Below are 15,304 nucleotides of genomic sequence, written 5' to 3' on the forward strand. Positions count from 1 at the left end.
TCAGATCGGCGGTGTTAGCAAGCTTTTATCAGATCAAGCAGACTGTTATTCCGGATTGCTTACCATTTCTTTATCATTCACCTTGAATACGCGGCTTTTGGCCGCGCCCCAGCCATGTCCCTGACACTTTCTGATGTAAAACGGATCGCCAACCTGGCCCAGCTCGAGATGAACGACGCCCAGGCCGCCGTTGCGCTGGACGAACTCAATGGCATCTTTGCCCTGGCCGAGCAGATGCAGGCGATCGATACCACCGGCGTCGCGCCCCTGTCCCAGCCGCTGGCCACCATCCGCGACCTGCCCTTGCGCCTGCGCGACGACGTGGTCACGGAAACCGACCACCGTGCCGCATACCAGGCGCCGGCCCCGAAGACCCAGGACGGTTTGTACCTGGTTCCTAAAGTCATTGAATAATTCGATCCTCATGCATACCAAGACCATCAAAGAGTTGTCCACGCTGCTGCACGCGAAACAGATCACGTCCGTTGAACTGACCCAGCACTTTCTGGATCGCGCCCAGGCGAGCACGCACAATGCCTTCCTGCACATCGACCCTGCCCTGTCGCTGGCGCAAGCGGCCGCGGCCGATGCCCGCTTTGCCGACGGCAGCGCCGGCCCGCTGACCGGCATCCCGATCGCGCACAAGGATATTTTTGTGACGCAAAACCTGCGCGCCACGGCCGGCTCGAAAATGCTGGGCAATTACACCAGCCCGTTCGACGCCACCGTCGTCGAACAATTCGCCGCCGCCGGCATGGTCACGCTGGGCAAACTCAATTGCGACGAATTCGCCATGGGTTCGTCCAACGAAAACTCGGCCTTCGGCGCCGTGTTGAACCCGTGGGACACCACGGCAATCCCGGGCGGCTCGTCCGGCGGCTCGGCTGCGGCGATCGCTGCACGCCTGGCGCCAGCCGCCACCGCCACCGACACCGGCGGCTCGATCCGCCAGCCAGCCGCATTTTGTGGCGTCACCGGCATCAAGCCGACCTACGGCCGCGTCTCGCGCTACGGCATGATCGCGTTCGCCTCGTCGCTCGACCAGGGCGGCCCGATGGCCCAGAGCGCCGAAGACTGCGCCATGCTGCTGGGCGAAATGGTCGGTTTTGACGCGCGCGACGCCACCAGCCTGACCGCGGAGCAAGGAAATATCCGCGAAGACTTTACGCGCGAACTGAACGAGCCATTGACCGGTCTACGCATTGGCGTACCGAAGGAATATTTCGGCGAAGGCCTGGCGGCCGACGTCGAGCAAGCCGTGCGCGCCGCGCTGGACGAATTCGTCAAGCTGGGTGCGACGCTGGTCGACATCTCGCTGCCGAAAACATCGCTGTCGATTCCCGTGTACTACATCATCGCGCCGGCCGAAGCGTCGTCGAACCTGTCGCGCTTCGATGGCGTGCGCTACGGCCACCGCGCCGCCGAGTACACGGATCTGGCGGACATGTACAAAAAGTCACGCGCGCAAGGTTTTGGACCGGAAGTGCAGCGCCGCATCCTGGTCGGCACCTACGTGCTGTGCCACGGCTACTACGATGCCTACTATGTGCAGGCACAAAAAATCCGGCGCCTGATCGCCGACGATTTCCAGGCTGCGTTCGCCGACCAGTGTGACGTGATCATGGGCCCGGTGGCGCCGACGGTGGCGTGGGACCTGGGTGCAAAGACCAATGACCCGGTCGCCAACTACCTGGCCGACATTTTTACGCTGTCGACCAGCCTTGCCGGTTTGCCGGGCATGTCGGTGCCGTGCGGCTTTGGCCAGGGCGAGAAAAACGCCCGGCGCCCGGTGGGCCTGCAAATCATCGGCAATTATTTTGCCGAAGCGAAGCTGCTGAACATTGCGCATCAGTACCAGCAAGTGACCGACTGGCATGCGCGCACGCCAGCCGGCATCTAACAAGAAAGCGAGAACAACATGCAATGGGAAGTCGTCATCGGTCTTGAGAACCACGTGCAGCTCACGACCAATTCGAAAATCTTCAGCGGCAGCGCGATTGCCTTTGGCGCCGCGCCGAACACGCAAGCCTCCCCGGTCGACCTGGCCTTGCCGGGCGTGCTGCCAGTACTGAACCGCGGCGCGGTGGAACGCGCGATTCGTTTCGGCCTGGCCGTCGGCGGCAAGATCGCGCCCGAATCCATTTTCGCGCGCAAAAATTACTTTTATCCCGATTTGCCCAAGGGTTACCAGATCAGCCAGTTCGCCGATCCGGTTGTGGTCGGCGGCACGCTGACGTTTGGCTACGAGAAAGACGGCAGGCTGGAAACACGCACCGTCAACCTGACCCGCGCGCACCTGGAAGAAGACGCCGGCAAATCGCTGCACGAAGACTACGCCGGCATGACCGGCATCGACCTGAACCGCGCCGGCACGCCGCTGCTGGAAATCGTGTCGGAGCCGGAAATGCGCAGCGCCGCCGAAGCCGTCGCCTACGCGCGCGCGATGCATTCGCTGGTCATGTGGCTCGGTGTTTGCGACGGCAATATGCAGGAAGGCTCGTTCCGCTGCGACGTCAACGTGTCGGTGCGCCCGGTAGGGCAAGCCGAATTCGGCACCCGCTGCGAAATCAAGAATTTGAATTCGTTCCGGTTCATGGAAGAAGCGATTCACTATGAAGTGCGGCGCCAGATCGAATTGATTGAAGACGGCGGCAAAGTCATCCAGGCCACCCGTCTGTGGGACCCGGACAAGAAAGAAACGCGTTCGATGCGCACCAAGGAAGACGCGCAGGATTACCGCTATTTCCCCGATCCCGATTTGCCGCCGCTGGTTATCGGCCCAGAGTGGATCTCGCGCGTGCGCGACAGCATGCCGGAACTGCCGGCCGGGATGCGTGCGCGCTTCACGGGCGACTATGGCCTGCCGGAATACGACAGCCTGATTCTGACCTCGTCGCAGGCGCTGGCGACCTATTTTGAAGCGGTGATTGCGAAAGCCGGTAAAGAGAATGCCAAGTCGATTGCCAACTGGCTGATGGGCGATGTGTCGTCGACCCTGAATCGAGAAGGCGTCGATATTGCCGATTCGCCGGTGGAAGCGTCGCAACTGGCGCTGCTCATCAAGCGCATTGCCGACGGCACTATTTCGAACAAGGCTGCGAAAGACGTGTTTGCGGCGATGTGGGCGGAAAAATCGACGGCGGAAGATAGTGCCGATACGGTCATCGAGCGGCTCGGCCTGAAGCAGATTTCGGATTCGGGTGCGCTGGAAGCGATTGTCGACCAGGTGCTCGCGGCAAACGAGAAATCGGTGGAGCAGTATCGCGCGGGTAAAGAAGCGGCGATTAATGCGCTGATTGGCCAGGCGATGAAGGCGTCGAAAGGTAAAGCGAATCCGGCGCAGTTGACGGAGTTGTTGAAGAAGAAGCTGGCCGGCTGATTGGTGTTTTCGGCAAGGCAAAAGGCACGGTTCGCCGTGCCTTTTTTGCATTTGATTGCATCCATTTTTTAATATTGAATAAAACTCATCGTTTATAAAAAAGTAAGGTATTTTTCAATTCGTGGTGGGTGCGCAACAAATCCGCACGTTTAGCGTGCATAACGATGTATTTACAGAAAATTCCCTCAAAGCATACACATTGCGCTAGCATGATTTCACGGCACGCCATTGCTTTTCCGTTCCGATATTCCCCAATTCTGTTTCGCCCTCAAGTCACGCCAATTTATCCCGTCGTTTGAATACGGCAATAAAACTGCTTAGATACCAAGGAAAAAATGAAACCGTCCAACTGGAAACTGGCAACCCGACTGGGCCTGGGTTTTGGCGTGATGTTATTGCTACTTGTGGCACTTGCATCGTTGTCAATTACACGTATCACGCACAGTAACCAGGCGATCAGCGAAATTCTCAACGATCGCTACGTGAAGGTACAGCTGACCAATTCCATCAAGCAGGAAATTAACGAACAGGCTCGGGCACTGCGCAATGCGATCATTGCTGGCGCAAACAAGGAGGAGATAAGTTTATCGTTTAAAAGAATTACAGCGTCAATCGAAAAAAACGACGCTTTTCTGACCAAGCTGAAGGGGATGCTGAATACGAAAAAAGGCGAGGAATTGTTTGGCGCGGTGGCAGAGGCACGCGACAAGTATGGCGTAGTGCGATCGGCCACAATACGCCTCATCCAGGAGGGCAAGACAGCCGAAGCAGGGGCTTACCTGTTTAGCGGCGTCAGGGGACCACAGAGTGCTTATTTCTCGGTCCTGTCTGCCCTGGCTGACTATCAGGAGTTGCGCATGAACACCGATGGCGCGCAAACACTCGCAGATGGCAAGTCAGCCATTATTGTCGTCCTGGTGGTCTCCGGCGCAGCCATCCTTCTCGCTATTTTGATTGGCACGCTGACGACCCGCTCGATCACCCGGCCGGTCGACCGCGCATTGCATTTGGCACAGGCGGTAGCGCAGGGCAATCTCACCGAGAAAATCGACGTGACCAGCACTGACGAAATCGGCATGTTGCTGCGGGCGCTGCAGGAGATGAACGGCAATCTGCAGACCATCGTCGGACAGGTCCGCACGGGCACCAACGAGATCGCGGTTGCGAGCACAGAAATTGCCAAAGGTAATATGGATCTGTCGTCGCGTACTGAGCAGCAGGCCAGTTCACTCGAAGAAACCGCCTCGTCGATGGAAGAACTGACCTCGACGGTGAAACAGAATGGCGAAAACGCGCGCCGCGCCAACCAGCTGGCCAAGTCGGCCACCGAGATTGCCCGTCAGGGCGGTGCGGTGGTTGGTGACGTGGTGACGACCATGGCCGCGATTAACACCTCCGCCAACAAGATTGCCGACATCATCGGCGTGATTGACGGCATCGCCTTCCAGACCAATATCCTGGCACTGAATGCGGCCGTTGAGGCAGCACGTGCCGGTGAACAGGGCCGCGGCTTTGCCGTGGTGGCATCGGAAGTGCGCAATCTCGCGCAACGCTCTGCCGCGGCTGCAAAAGAAATCAAAGGCCTGATTGGCGATTCGCTCGACAAGGTTAAAGCAGGTAATCAACTCGTCTCGAATGCCGGCGATACGATGGCGGAAGTGGTCGGCAGTATTGAACGTGTCACCACCATCATGAGCGAAATCAGTGCCGCCGGGCGGGAGCAGGAAGCCGGCATCGAACAGATCAACCAGGCGGTTTCGGAAATGGATGCAGTCACGCAGCAGAATGCGGCATTGGTCGAGCAGGCGGCGGCAGCCACGGCCGCGCTGGAGGAACAAGCGGCACGGCTGGCCCAGGTGGTGAGTGTATTTACAATCGACAGCGCAATCGACAGCGCGCTCGCTTCATCGCAAGCCGCAGATGGCGTCAGGAAGACCAGCGCTGCCAGGGCGGCGCCGCCAAAGCGAGCCATCGCGAAGGCGAAAAGTGCGGCGCCGGTCGTCAAACGCATCGCGCATGTGACGCCGGAGCCGGCGTGGGAACAGTTCTAGCGCGAGGCTACGCCGATACGCCGTAACGCGCGCGATAGGCCGCCACGGCATCTTTGTGTTTGCTGAGCTCCGGGTCAGCCCCGGCCGCGCCCAGGTAAGCAAACAAATCCTCCAGGTTGCCGATCGAGATCACCGGAATCCCGAACTCATCGGCGACTTCCTGCACCGCGGAACGGTTGGACAAGGCCCCGTCCTTGCCCGACTTTTCCATGCGGTCGAGTGCGATCAGCACCGCGCACGGTTCGGCGCCTGCGGCCCGGATCATGGCCACGGATTCTCGCACCGAGGTCCCCGCCGAAATCACGTCATCGATGATGACGACTTTGCCTTCGAGCTTGGCGCCGACGATGGTGCCGCCTTCGCCATGGTCCTTGGCTTCCTTGCGATTGAAGGCAAAGGCCGTATCACGTCCCTTCCCGGCCAGCGCCACCGCAGTGGCCGAAGCCAGGGTAATACCCTTGTAGGCCGGCCCGAACAGCATGTCGAATTCGACGCCCGAATCGAGCAGGGTCTGGGCATAGAACTCGGCCAGTTGTTTCAAGGTGCCGCCCTGGTGGAACAGGCCCGCATTGAAAAAATACGGCGACAGGCGCCCGGCCTTGGTGGTGAACTCACCGAACCGCAGCACGCCCGTCGAGACTGAAAACGCGATAAACTGTTGACGCAAATTGCTCACGGTGCCTCCAAAAATAATAAGTGCCGGTATTTTAATCCCTCCGCTTCTCTCTCTCCCTACCTATGCCAAGAATTATCTCCGCCAACCTGAACGGTATTCGCTCCGCCCACAAAAAAGGCTTCTTCAACTGGCTGGAAAAGCAGTCCGCCGACTTCATCTGCGTGCAGGAACTGAAGGCCCAGGAAGCCGACATGGTCGAAGAATTCCTGGCGCCGCATGGCTACCACGGCCATTTTCACTACGCCGAGAAAAAGGGCTACAGCGGCACCGGTGTCTACAGCCGCGCTAAACCGGACAAGGTGAGCACCGGTTTCGGTTGCGTGGAATTCGATGCCGAGGGCCGCTACACGCGCGCCGATGTCGGTAACCTGAGCGTCATTTCCGTGTACTGCCCGTCCGGCTCGTCGGGGCCGGAGCGCCAGGAAGCCAAGTTTCGTTTCATGGAGGCGTTCCTGCCGCACCTGCAGGGGCTGCAGGCGGAAGGCCGCGAAGTGGTCATCTGCGGCGACTGGAATATCGCGCACAACGAAATCGACCTGAAGAACTACAAGGGCAACAAGAAAAACTCCGGTTTCCTGCCCGAAGAGCGCGCGTGGATGACACGCATTTTCGACGAACTGGGACTGGTCGACGTGCACCGCGGCCTCGATAAGCGGCCGGAGCAATACACCTGGTGGAGCAACCGCGGCCAGGCCTATGCCAAGAACGTTGGCTGGCGCATCGATTACCACGTCGCCACGCCCGGCATCGCCGCCACGGCGCACACGGTGTCAGTCTACAAGGACGAGCGGTTTTCCGACCATGCCCCTTTGATCATCGACTACGCGCTTTGAATCACGCGTTCGCGAAGCGTGCGGCGGGCATCGCCATCATGCTGGACTGACCCAGCACGGCCTCGCGGATCGCCTGCCCATGCGGCTTGGCTCTGGACTGAAACCGCACCGTGCGGATGGCGCCCTGGTTCAGGCGCTCGTCGCGGCGCTGATCCTTGGGCCCCTGGTGGGTGCGGTCGTCGAGTTCGACCACCGCGGTGACCTTGCACGCGCGGTCGCACACCACGAAATCGACGCGCTGCTGCGCCACCCGCAGGCGGTCAACGTGGGCCAGCTTCTTGTCGGTGGAAGACGGCACGATCAGGGCGCCCATGGCCACCTGCGGAAAGATGTAGTGATCCGGCAGTGCATCGACCAGCCTGACAAAAAAATCGCGTTCGTTCTCGGTCATTAAGGCAGCCGCCTTGTACGAACCAACGCCGTCTTTCCTGGCCGGCTTCAACCCGGCCTGCAGCGCCAGCACCGCCACCAGCACCAGCACGGCACACAAAATAACGATCCAGATATTCATGCGTCTCTCTCAAATAAGTCCAACCGAGAAGCGTACAGAATTTTCAATCCGGAAAACTATTGAATAGTAACAACGATGCTTAATCGGATGGCAAGTCGAGGGATCGTTCGCTAAAAAACCTGCGCGCAACGCCGGTGAGCGGATCGTCGAAGCCGATCGAGCGGGCCAGCAGTTGCAGCGGTGCTGAAAAATCGTCGCCCTTGCATGGCAGCGGCACCGGATAAAAGGCGTCGTTGAGGATGGGCGCGCCGAGCGTGGCCATGTGCAGACGCAGCTGATGCTTGCGGCCCGTGTGCGGATGCAGGCGGTAGTGGTTGACAGCGCCGCGCCGCGCGATCAGCTCGACCAGCGTCTCCGAATTCGGCTCCCCAGCCTCTTCACGCATGACGAAAAACTGCTCGCCGTCGACCATGCGGCTGCGGTAGGTGAACGGAAAATCGCGCCCCACCAATGGCGCCGCCAGCGCCTCGTAGGTTTTGCGCACGGCGCGCTTTTGAAACAGCGACTGGTAGACGCCACGCGTGGCCGGGTTGTGCGAGAAGATCACCACGCCCGCCGTTTCCCGGTCGAGCCGGTGGATGGGTGTCAGATGCGGCAGCGCGTACGCCTTTTTCAGGCGCACCAGCAGCGTCTCCTGCAGAAAGCGCCCGGACGGAATCATCGGCAAAAAGTGTGGTTTGTCGGCCACCAGCAAATGCTCGTCCTGGAACAGCACTTGCGCGTCGAACGGAATCGGCGTCTCCGCTTCCAGTTCGCGGTAGTACCAGATGCGCATGCCGTTTTGCACCGCGCTGTCCGGCCCCAGCCTGCTGCCGGCGGCATCGACCACGTCGCCGCGCGCCATGCGCTCAAGCCACGACTGGCGCGTCACGTCGGCAAAGCGCGCGGCCAGAAAGTCCAGCATGCCGCCTGCGCACGCCTGCGTCACCCACAGGTAGCTGGGCGCCACGCCGTCGCGAATCGGCAGCGGCACGCGGGCATTGCGCTCGGCCTGGCGTCCCATGTCGGTCCTTACAACGCGTGGGTTTTTTTGCGCAGCCTGAATACCGCCAGGCTGCCGCGCAGGTTCGGCAGGAAGCTGACCGGCTTGCCGTCGGCCAGCGCCACCCGTTCCAGCACTTCAAGCCCGCATTCGGCCGCCAGTTCCTCGAAGTCGAAGATGGTGGCGCAGCGCACGTTGGGCGTGTCGTACCATTCGTATGGCAGCAGTTTCGAGACCGGCATGCGCCCGCGCGCGAGCGCCACGCGGTGTGGCCAGTAGGCGAAGTTCGGGAACGACACGATCGCCTCGGAACCGACCCGCACGATATCGCGCAGGAGCGACTCGACGTGCTTCATCATCTGCAGCGACGACAGGCACAGCACCGTGTCGAAGGAGTTATCGCCAAACAGGCTGAGGCCCTTTTCCATGTCGTGCTGCAGGACGTTGATGCCGCGCTGGGTACTTTTCAGCAGCTCGTCGTCGGCGATTTCGATGCCGTACCCGCTGCACGCCTTGTCCGACTGGAGGTGGTGCAGCATGACGCCATCGCCGCAACCCACGTCGAGCACGTGCGCGCCCTTCGGCACCCAGTGTGCAATAAAGGCCAGGTCCGGGCGCAGCGCGCTCAGTTCTTCGAAATTCATGCAGCCTCCTCAAGCCAGATGCGGTCGTAGTAGGCCCGCACGATGTTCATGTAGCGCGCGTCTTCCAGCAGGAAGGCGTCGTGCCCGTGCGGCGCATCGATCTCGGCGTAGGTGACGCGGCGCCGGTTCGACACCAGCGCTTCGACGATTTCGCGGCTGCGCTCCGGCGAAAAGCGCCAGTCGGTGGTGAACGAGACCACCATGAATTGCGCTGCCGTACTCGCCAGCGCCTTCGTCAAATCGCCATTGAAGCTGCGCGCGGGGTCGAAATAGTCGAGCGCTTTGGTGATCAACAAATACGTGTTGGCGTCGAAGTACTCGGAAAATTTGTCGCCCTGGTAGCGCAGGTAGGATTCGATTTCGAAGTCAACGCCGAAGTCGAACGCGTACTCGTTGGTTTCGGCGGCGTTGCGCAGTTTGCGGCCGAATTTCTCGGCCATGTCGTCGTTCGACAGGTAGGTGATGTGACCGACCATGCGCGCCACTTTCAGGCCGTTTTTCGGCACCACGCCATGCTCGTAAAAATCGCCGCCGTGGTAGTCGGGGTCGGTCAAAATCGCCTGGCGGGCGACGTCGTTGAAGGCGATGTTTTGCGCCGACAGTTTCGGTGTCGACGCAATCACCATGCAGTGGCGCAGGCGCACCGGAAACATGATGCTCCAGGCCAGCGCCTGCATGCCGCCCAGCGAGCCGCCCATCACGGCGGCAAATTGTTCGATGCCGAGGCGGTCGGCCAGGCGTGCCTGTGCGGCCACCCAGTCTTCCACCGTTACCAGCGGGAAGGCGGCGCCGTAGGGTTTGCCGGTGGCCGGATTGTTGTGCATCGGCCCGGTGGAACCGAAGCAGGAGCCGAGGTTATTCACGCCGATGACGAAGAAGCGGTTGGTGTCGAGCGGCTTGCCCGGACCGACCATATTGTCCCACCAGCCGGCGCTTTTCGGGTCGCCCTCGTAAGTGCCGGCCACGTGGTGCGATGCATTCAGGGCGTGGCAGACCAGCACCGCGTTCGAGCGCGCGGCGTTGAGTTCACCATACGTCTCGTACATCAGCGTGTAGTCGGCCAGCTGGGAGCCGCTTTGCAGGCGCAGCGGCTCGGCGAAGTGCATCGTTTGCGGTGTGACGTTTCCGATCGATCCCATGTATGTCGTTTAGATTTCGTTCAAAGAGGGTGCAGCAAAGTGCAAAAATCAGGCGGACTGCAGTTGCTCGACCGCCAGTGCAATGTCGTGCGGTTCCATCGAGCGCAGGATCTTGCGCGTACGTGGCGCCAGGACGGTCAGGTTGGCATTCAAAATTTCCTGTTTGACGGCCAGTAGCTGGGCCGGATGCATGGAAAATTCGCGCAGCCCCATCCCCAGCAGCAGGCGGGTGAGCTTGACGTCGCCCGCCATCTCGCCGCATACGGCGACATCGATACCGGCCTTGCGGCCCGCCTCGATGGTCATCCAGATCAGCTGCAGCACGGCCGGATGCAGCGGGTCGTACAGGTGCGCCACTTCGTAGTCAACGCGGTCGATCGCCAGCGTGTACTGGATCAGGTCATTCGTCCCGATCGAAAGGAAATCCATGCGCTTGACGAACATCGGCAGCGCCAGGGCCGCCGCCGGGATCTCGATCATGGCGCCCACCTCGATCGTTGCGTCGAACTTCACGCTCTCGGCGCGCAGTTCGGCTTTGGCTTGCGCGATCATGCCCAGCGACTGGTCGATTTCGAAGGCGTGCGACAGCATCGGGATCAGGATGCGCAGCTTGCCGAACGCCGACGCGCGCAGGATCGCGCGCAACTGCGTCAGGAACAGCTGCGGCTCGGCCAGGCAGTAACGGATCGCGCGCAGGCCCAGCGCGGGATTCAAAGCCGTGTGCTCGGCCTGGTCGAGCGGCTTGTCGGCGCCGATGTCGAGCGTGCGGATCGTTACCGGGCGGCCCTTCATGCTGACCACCGCGCGCTTGTACTGCTCGAACTGTTCGTCCTCGCTCGGAATGTGGTGCGACTGGCCGCCGCGCGCCATGAACAGGAACTCGGAGCGGAACAGGCCGACGCCGGTGGCGCCGTTGTCCAGCGCGCCGGGACAGTCGTCCGGCAGCTCGATGTTCGCGTGCAGGACGATGGGCGTGCCATCGAGCGTGACGGCCGGCGTCTTTTTCAGTTTTTGCAGGCGCTTGCGGGCCTTTTGCAGCATCACCTGGCGCTGGCGGTACTGCTCCAGCACCAGCTGGCTCGGGTTCGCAATGACCACGCCGGCATCGCCGTCGATGATGACCCAGTCGTCCTGTTCGATCAGGCGCGAGGCCTGCGACATGCCCACTGCCGCCGGGATATCCAGGCTGCGCGCGACAATCGCCGTGTGCGAGTTCTGCCCGCCGACGTCGGTGACGAAACCGATGAAGGAACGGTCGCGGAACTGCAGCATGTCGGCCGGCGAGATGTCGTGCGCGACCACGATCATCTGCGGCTGGAAGCCGTCGACGTCGACCGTGCCCGGGGGCGCGGTCAATTCGGTCCCCATCAGCACTTTCAATACGCGCTCGGCGACCTGCTGGATGTCCTGCTTGCGCTCGCGCAGATAGGCGTCTTCGATCTCGTCGAATTGCGCCGACAGTTCATCGATCTGCGTCACCAGCGCCCATTCGGCGTTGTAGTGGCGCGAACGGATGATGTCGAGCGGCGCTTCCGAAATCATCGGGTCGGACAAAATCAGGACGTGCACGTCGATGAACGCCCCGAGCTCGGTGGGCGCTTCGCGCGGCAGGTCCTTCCACAGTGCCTGCAGGCCGCGGTGCACTTCGGCGAACGCCTGCTGCAGGCGTACCACTTCCGCTTCGAGGCGCTCTTCCGGCACCAGGTAATGTTTGACGTCGAGTGCGGCAGGCGTGAGCAGGTGCGCGCGGCCGATCGAAATGCCGCGCGAGACCGGAATGCCGTGCAGTGTGAACGATGCCATCGAGGGTCCTGACGAATGACGGGTGAAGCTCAACTCCGGCGGCATTACTCGCCTTCGCCGAACTTGTCGTTGATCAGCGCGGTCAGGGCGGCGACGCAGGCTTCTTCATCGGGTCCGTCGGCCTGCAGGGTGACTTTGGCGCCCTTGCCGGCGGCCAGCATCATGACGCCCATGATCGACTTGGCGTTGATGCGGCGCGCATTGCGGGTGAGCCAGACTTCGCTCTTGTACTTGGCGGCCAGCTGGGTGAATTTGGCCGAGGCGCGCGCATGCAGGCCCAGCTTGTTGATAATTTCAAGTTCTTGCTGAATCATTTTATCCTGGTGTCTCGCTCGTCAGAACTTCGATCTATACCGCTTGGTTTGGTTCAGCCCTGCTCCTGGCCGACCCGGATCCTATTATCGACCCGCACCGCGCCGTTGTGGGCGCCGGCGAGCGCCATTTCCACCACCACGTCGAGCGTGTCGCGCCGATAGGTGATGGCACGCAGCAGCATCGGCAGGCTGATACCCGCGATGACTTCCACGTGGCCCGGCAGCGCCAGCGAACCGCAGCAATTGGACGGCGTGCCGCCCTTGATGTCGGTGATGACCAGCACGCCGTCACCGTCGTCCAGGCGCGCAATCGCTTCATTGGCCAGTTTGTTCACACTGGCCGTGTCCTGGTCCGCCGCCACGTCGATGGCTTCGAAGCGCTCGGTTGGCCCCCGAAACACGTGCGCGACCGCCGCGATGAAGGCCTGGCCCAGCGGTGCGTGGGTCATCAGCAAGATACCGACCATGATTAGTTTCCTGCGACCTGATGCTCAAGGGCGTCAATGAACATGGCCGGAACGTCGAATCCGGTCTGGTCAGTGATTTCCTGGAAGCAGGTTGGGCTGGTCACGTTAACTTCGGTCAGGCAATTGCCGATTACATCCAATCCTACCAGCAACAAGCCGCGCGCGGCCAGTTGCGGGCCGAGATCCTCGGCAATTTCGCGGTCGCGCGCGGTGAGTGGCTGGGCCACGCCGACGCCGCCGGCGGCCAGGTTGCCGCGCACTTCCCCGCCCTGCGGAATGCGTGCCAGCGCGAACGGCACCGGTTTGCCGTTGATGAGCAGGATGCGCTTGTCGCCCTTGACGATCTCGGGGATGTACTTCTGCACCATGATCGTGCGGGTTTCCAGCGCAGTCAGCGACTCGATCACGGCGCCCAGGTTCATGCCGTCTTCGCGCACGCGGAAGATGCCGGCGCCACCCATACCATCGAGTGGCTTGAAGATAACGTCACTGTGTTCGGCGTGGAAGGCGCGCAGGCGCGTGGCGTCCGACGACACCAGCGTCGGCGAGGTGTACTTGCTGAACTGGGCAATCGACAGTTTTTCGTTGTGGTCGCGAATCGCCGAGGGTTTGTTGAACACGCGCGCGCCATGTCGTTCGGCCATCTCCAGCAGATAGGTGCCGTAGATGTATTCCATGTCGAACGGCGGATCCTTGCGCTGGATGACGGCGTCGAAGTCGGCCAGGCTGTGCAGCTCGGCGGGCGCGGCGCGGAACCAGTCGTCCGCATCGCCGGTCATCGTAATCTGCGCAACATCGGCCTGAACCACGCCGTTTTCCAGGAACATCTGGCGCTGCTCGAATGCAAACACCGCATGCCCACGCCGCGCCGCTTCGCGCATCATGGCGAAGGTGGAGTCCTTGTAGGTTTTGAAGCCGGACAGCGGATCGGCGAGGAAGGCAATTTTCATGGACAGTTCCAGAATGTTAATGCCTCGATTTTAGCCGGAAACGGGGATGGACGCCGGGATGAGCACGATCAGGTGGGAGAGATGCCCCCTCACCGCCAGCCGCACAGCCGTCATACCGGCGAAAGCCGGTACTTATACTGCGCGTGCTTCACCGTGTTTTCAATTCAATATACGCCCCGGCTTTCGCCGGGGTGACGACTCATATGCTAGAGGTATTAAAAACACAGCTGTGATTCACGCAGCGACTCAATACACCTCCGGATTAGGATCCGTCCGCTCCATCTCCAGACTGGCCGCCAGCAGCGCGAGGCGTGCCACCACGCCATACACATAAAACCGGTTCGGCGCCGCCGTCCCCGGCTTGGCTTTCAGGTCCGGCACCGCATGCTGCTGCGCAAACGCCAGCGGCACGTGTTTCGAGCCCGGCGCATTCAGATTCTGGTCGATGCCGCGCTCGGCATGCACCCGATAGAAGCCGCCAACCACATAGCGGTCGATCATGTAGACCACCGGCTCGGCCACCGCGCCATTCACGGTTTCCACGGTCGGCACGCCTTCCTGGATGATCACGTCATGCACGGCCACGCCGTTTTTCATGACGGCCAGTTTATCGCGCTGCTTCTGGCTCAAATCTTTCAGCTCGTTGGCATCGCGGATGGTGATGATGCCGCGACCATGCGTGCCGGCGTCCGGCTTGACGATGACAAACGGCTTCATCTCCTTCATGCCGTATTCCTTGTACTTCTTTTTAATCTTTGCCAGCAGCATGGTGACGTTGTCCGACAGGCATTCGAGGCCATTCGCAGCCTCGAAATCCACCTCGCCACAACGGGCGTGCAAGGGATTGACCATCCATGGATCGACGTCGATCAGCTTGCCGAATTTCTTCGCCACTTCGTCGTAGGCATCAAAGTGGTTGCTCTTGCGGCGCAGCGCCCAGCCGGCGTGCACCGGCGGCAGCAGCGACTGCTCGTGGATATTCTCCAGGATGGCCGGGATCCCGCTCGACAGATCGTTGTTCAGCAAAATCGTGCACGGGTCGAAATCGGCCAGGCCCAGGCGGCGGCCGTTGGCCGAGCGGACCAGCGGTTCCACCACCAGCATGTTCCCGTCCGGCAGCGCCAGCGGGGTCGGCTGGGTAATCTCGGGCGATAGCGAACCGAGGCGCACGTGCAGGCCGGTCTGGCGGAAGATCTGCATCAGGCGCGACACGTGCGCCAGGTAATCCGGATTCGGGTGGTTCATTTCCGGAATCAACAGCAGGTTGCGCGCGTCCGGACAGTACTTGTCGATCGCGGCCATGGCGGCCTGCACCGACAAGGGCAGCATTTCGGTTGCAAGATTGTTGAAACTGCCAGGGAACAGGTTGGTATCCACCGGTGCCAGTTTATAACCGGCATTGCGCAGGTCCACCGAGCAATAGAACGGCGGCGTGTGCTCCTGCCACGACATGCGGAACCAGCGCTCGATGGCCGGCGTGGCCTCGAGGATTTTCTTTTCCAGATCGAGCAGCGGGCCGCTTTGGGCGGTGACGAGGTGCGGAACCATGTGATGT

General features: G+C 61.2%; 15 protein-coding genes. 5 read left to right on the forward strand and 10 right to left on the reverse strand.

Translation table 11 applies throughout. The features are described 5' to 3' along the window. Positions 1 to 114: 114 nt before the first annotated feature. The 4 genes from gatC (at position 115) to V6M87_RS04760 (ending at position 5,430) form a co-directional block, all read left to right on the forward strand. Positions 115 to 414: an Asp-tRNA(Asn)/Glu-tRNA(Gln) amidotransferase subunit GatC gene (gene gatC, locus V6M87_RS04745; protein WP_332848592.1), complete on the forward strand. Its 300-nt coding sequence runs from the start codon at positions 115 to 117 to the stop codon at positions 412 to 414. Between the two features lie 10 nt (positions 415 to 424). After that, positions 425 to 1,900, forward strand: coding sequence for an Asp-tRNA(Asn)/Glu-tRNA(Gln) amidotransferase subunit GatA (gatA, locus tag V6M87_RS04750; protein WP_332848593.1), 1,476 nt, complete (start codon positions 425 to 427; stop codon positions 1,898 to 1,900). Between the two features lie 18 nt (positions 1,901 to 1,918). Beyond that, complete coding sequence (gene gatB, locus V6M87_RS04755; RefSeq protein WP_332848594.1) at positions 1,919 to 3,379, forward strand: Asp-tRNA(Asn)/Glu-tRNA(Gln) amidotransferase subunit GatB; 1,461 nt, start codon at positions 1,919 to 1,921, stop codon at positions 3,377 to 3,379. A gap of 335 nt (positions 3,380 to 3,714) precedes the next feature. Further along, positions 3,715 to 5,430 (forward strand): methyl-accepting chemotaxis protein, encoded by a 1,716-nt coding sequence (locus tag V6M87_RS04760; protein ID WP_332848595.1) that lies wholly within the window; start codon positions 3,715 to 3,717, stop codon positions 5,428 to 5,430. Positions 5,431 to 5,437: 7 nt separating this feature from the next. On the opposite strand, the gene pyrE is transcribed toward V6M87_RS04760, so the two are convergent. Beyond that, on the reverse strand, positions 5,438 to 6,106 hold the full coding sequence (gene pyrE, locus V6M87_RS04765) for an orotate phosphoribosyltransferase (protein WP_332848596.1): 669 nt from the start codon (positions 6,104 to 6,106) through the stop codon (positions 5,438 to 5,440). A gap of 62 nt (positions 6,107 to 6,168) precedes the next feature. Between pyrE and V6M87_RS04770 the strand changes: the two genes are divergently transcribed. After that, positions 6,169 to 6,939 (forward strand): exodeoxyribonuclease III, encoded by a 771-nt coding sequence (locus tag V6M87_RS04770; protein WP_332848597.1) that lies wholly within the window; start codon positions 6,169 to 6,171, stop codon positions 6,937 to 6,939. A 1-nt stretch (position 6,940) separates the two neighbouring features. Here V6M87_RS04770 and V6M87_RS04775 read toward each other — a convergent pair whose 3' ends face one another. From V6M87_RS04775 to gshA, 9 genes are all read right to left on the reverse strand, one after another. Further along, positions 6,941 to 7,450 carry a DUF2726 domain-containing protein gene (locus V6M87_RS04775; RefSeq protein ID WP_332848598.1) on the reverse strand — a complete coding sequence of 170 codons (510 nt, stop codon included), beginning with the start codon at positions 7,448 to 7,450 and terminating at the stop codon, positions 6,941 to 6,943. Positions 7,451 to 7,529: 79 nt separating this feature from the next. Continuing rightward, the gene (locus V6M87_RS04780; RefSeq protein ID WP_332848599.1) at positions 7,530 to 8,453 is read right to left on the reverse strand and encodes an RluA family pseudouridine synthase; all 924 of its coding nucleotides are present in this window, start codon (positions 8,451 to 8,453) and stop codon (positions 7,530 to 7,532) included. 8 nt (positions 8,454 to 8,461) lie between these two features. Further along, a complete protein-coding gene (gene metW, locus V6M87_RS04785) occupies positions 8,462 to 9,076 on the reverse strand; it encodes a methionine biosynthesis protein MetW (RefSeq protein WP_332848600.1) in 615 nt (204 codons plus the stop codon). Beyond that, positions 9,073 to 10,215: a homoserine O-succinyltransferase MetX gene (metX, locus tag V6M87_RS04790; protein ID WP_332848601.1), complete on the reverse strand. Its 1,143-nt coding sequence runs from the start codon at positions 10,213 to 10,215 to the stop codon at positions 9,073 to 9,075. Before metX ends, metW begins: the two co-directional genes overlap by 4 nt. A gap of 48 nt (positions 10,216 to 10,263) precedes the next feature. Next, positions 10,264 to 12,018, reverse strand: a complete 1,755-nt coding sequence (gene ptsP, locus V6M87_RS04795; protein ID WP_332848602.1) for a phosphoenolpyruvate--protein phosphotransferase — start codon at positions 12,016 to 12,018, stop codon at positions 10,264 to 10,266. A 44-nt stretch (positions 12,019 to 12,062) separates the two neighbouring features. Then, positions 12,063 to 12,332, reverse strand: coding sequence for an HPr family phosphocarrier protein (locus V6M87_RS04800; RefSeq protein WP_332848603.1), 270 nt, complete (start codon positions 12,330 to 12,332; stop codon positions 12,063 to 12,065). A 53-nt stretch (positions 12,333 to 12,385) separates the two neighbouring features. After that, complete coding sequence (locus V6M87_RS04805; RefSeq protein WP_332848604.1) at positions 12,386 to 12,799, reverse strand: PTS sugar transporter subunit IIA; 414 nt, start codon at positions 12,797 to 12,799, stop codon at positions 12,386 to 12,388. A gap of 2 nt (positions 12,800 to 12,801) precedes the next feature. Then, positions 12,802 to 13,749, reverse strand: a complete 948-nt coding sequence (gene gshB / locus V6M87_RS04810; protein WP_332848605.1) for a glutathione synthase — start codon at positions 13,747 to 13,749, stop codon at positions 12,802 to 12,804. Positions 13,750 to 13,995: 246 nt separating this feature from the next. Continuing rightward, positions 13,996 to 15,297 (reverse strand): glutamate--cysteine ligase, encoded by a 1,302-nt coding sequence (gshA, locus tag V6M87_RS04815; protein WP_332848606.1) that lies wholly within the window; start codon positions 15,295 to 15,297, stop codon positions 13,996 to 13,998. Between the last annotated feature and the right edge of the window lie 7 nt (positions 15,298 to 15,304).

The sequence above is a fragment of the Massilia sp. S19_KUP03_FR1 genome, assembly GCF_036688685.1.
Taxonomy (GTDB): Bacteria; Pseudomonadota; Gammaproteobacteria; order Burkholderiales; family Burkholderiaceae_D; genus JALYUM01.

Excerpts from the sequence above, each read along its gene's own strand:
- gshB (WP_332848605.1), bottom strand. The coding sequence starts at position 13,749 with ATGAAAATTGCCTTCCTCGCCGATCCGCTGTCCGGCTTCAAAACCTAC.
- V6M87_RS04780 (WP_332848599.1), bottom strand. The coding sequence starts at position 8,453 with ATGGGACGCCAGGCCGAGCGCAATGCCCGCGTGCCGCTGCCGATTCGC.
- metX (WP_332848601.1), bottom strand. The coding sequence starts at position 10,215 with ATGGGATCGATCGGAAACGTCACACCGCAAACGATGCACTTCGCCGAG.
- V6M87_RS04805 (WP_332848604.1), bottom strand. The coding sequence starts at position 12,799 with ATGGTCGGTATCTTGCTGATGACCCACGCACCGCTGGGCCAGGCCTTC.
- gatC (WP_332848592.1), top strand. The coding sequence starts at position 115 with ATGTCCCTGACACTTTCTGATGTAAAACGGATCGCCAACCTGGCCCAG.
- V6M87_RS04775 (WP_332848598.1), bottom strand. The coding sequence starts at position 7,450 with ATGAATATCTGGATCGTTATTTTGTGTGCCGTGCTGGTGCTGGTGGCG.
- V6M87_RS04770 (WP_332848597.1), top strand. The coding sequence starts at position 6,169 with ATGCCAAGAATTATCTCCGCCAACCTGAACGGTATTCGCTCCGCCCAC.
- gatB (WP_332848594.1), top strand. The coding sequence starts at position 1,919 with ATGCAATGGGAAGTCGTCATCGGTCTTGAGAACCACGTGCAGCTCACG.
- V6M87_RS04800 (WP_332848603.1), bottom strand. The coding sequence starts at position 12,332 with ATGATTCAGCAAGAACTTGAAATTATCAACAAGCTGGGCCTGCATGCG.
- ptsP (WP_332848602.1), bottom strand. The coding sequence starts at position 12,018 with ATGGCATCGTTCACACTGCACGGCATTCCGGTCTCGCGCGGCATTTCG.
- metW (WP_332848600.1), bottom strand. The coding sequence starts at position 9,076 with ATGAATTTCGAAGAACTGAGCGCGCTGCGCCCGGACCTGGCCTTTATT.
- V6M87_RS04760 (WP_332848595.1), top strand. The coding sequence starts at position 3,715 with ATGAAACCGTCCAACTGGAAACTGGCAACCCGACTGGGCCTGGGTTTT.
- gshA (WP_332848606.1), bottom strand. The coding sequence starts at position 15,297 with ATGGTTCCGCACCTCGTCACCGCCCAAAGCGGCCCGCTGCTCGATCTG.
- gatA (WP_332848593.1), top strand. The coding sequence starts at position 425 with ATGCATACCAAGACCATCAAAGAGTTGTCCACGCTGCTGCACGCGAAA.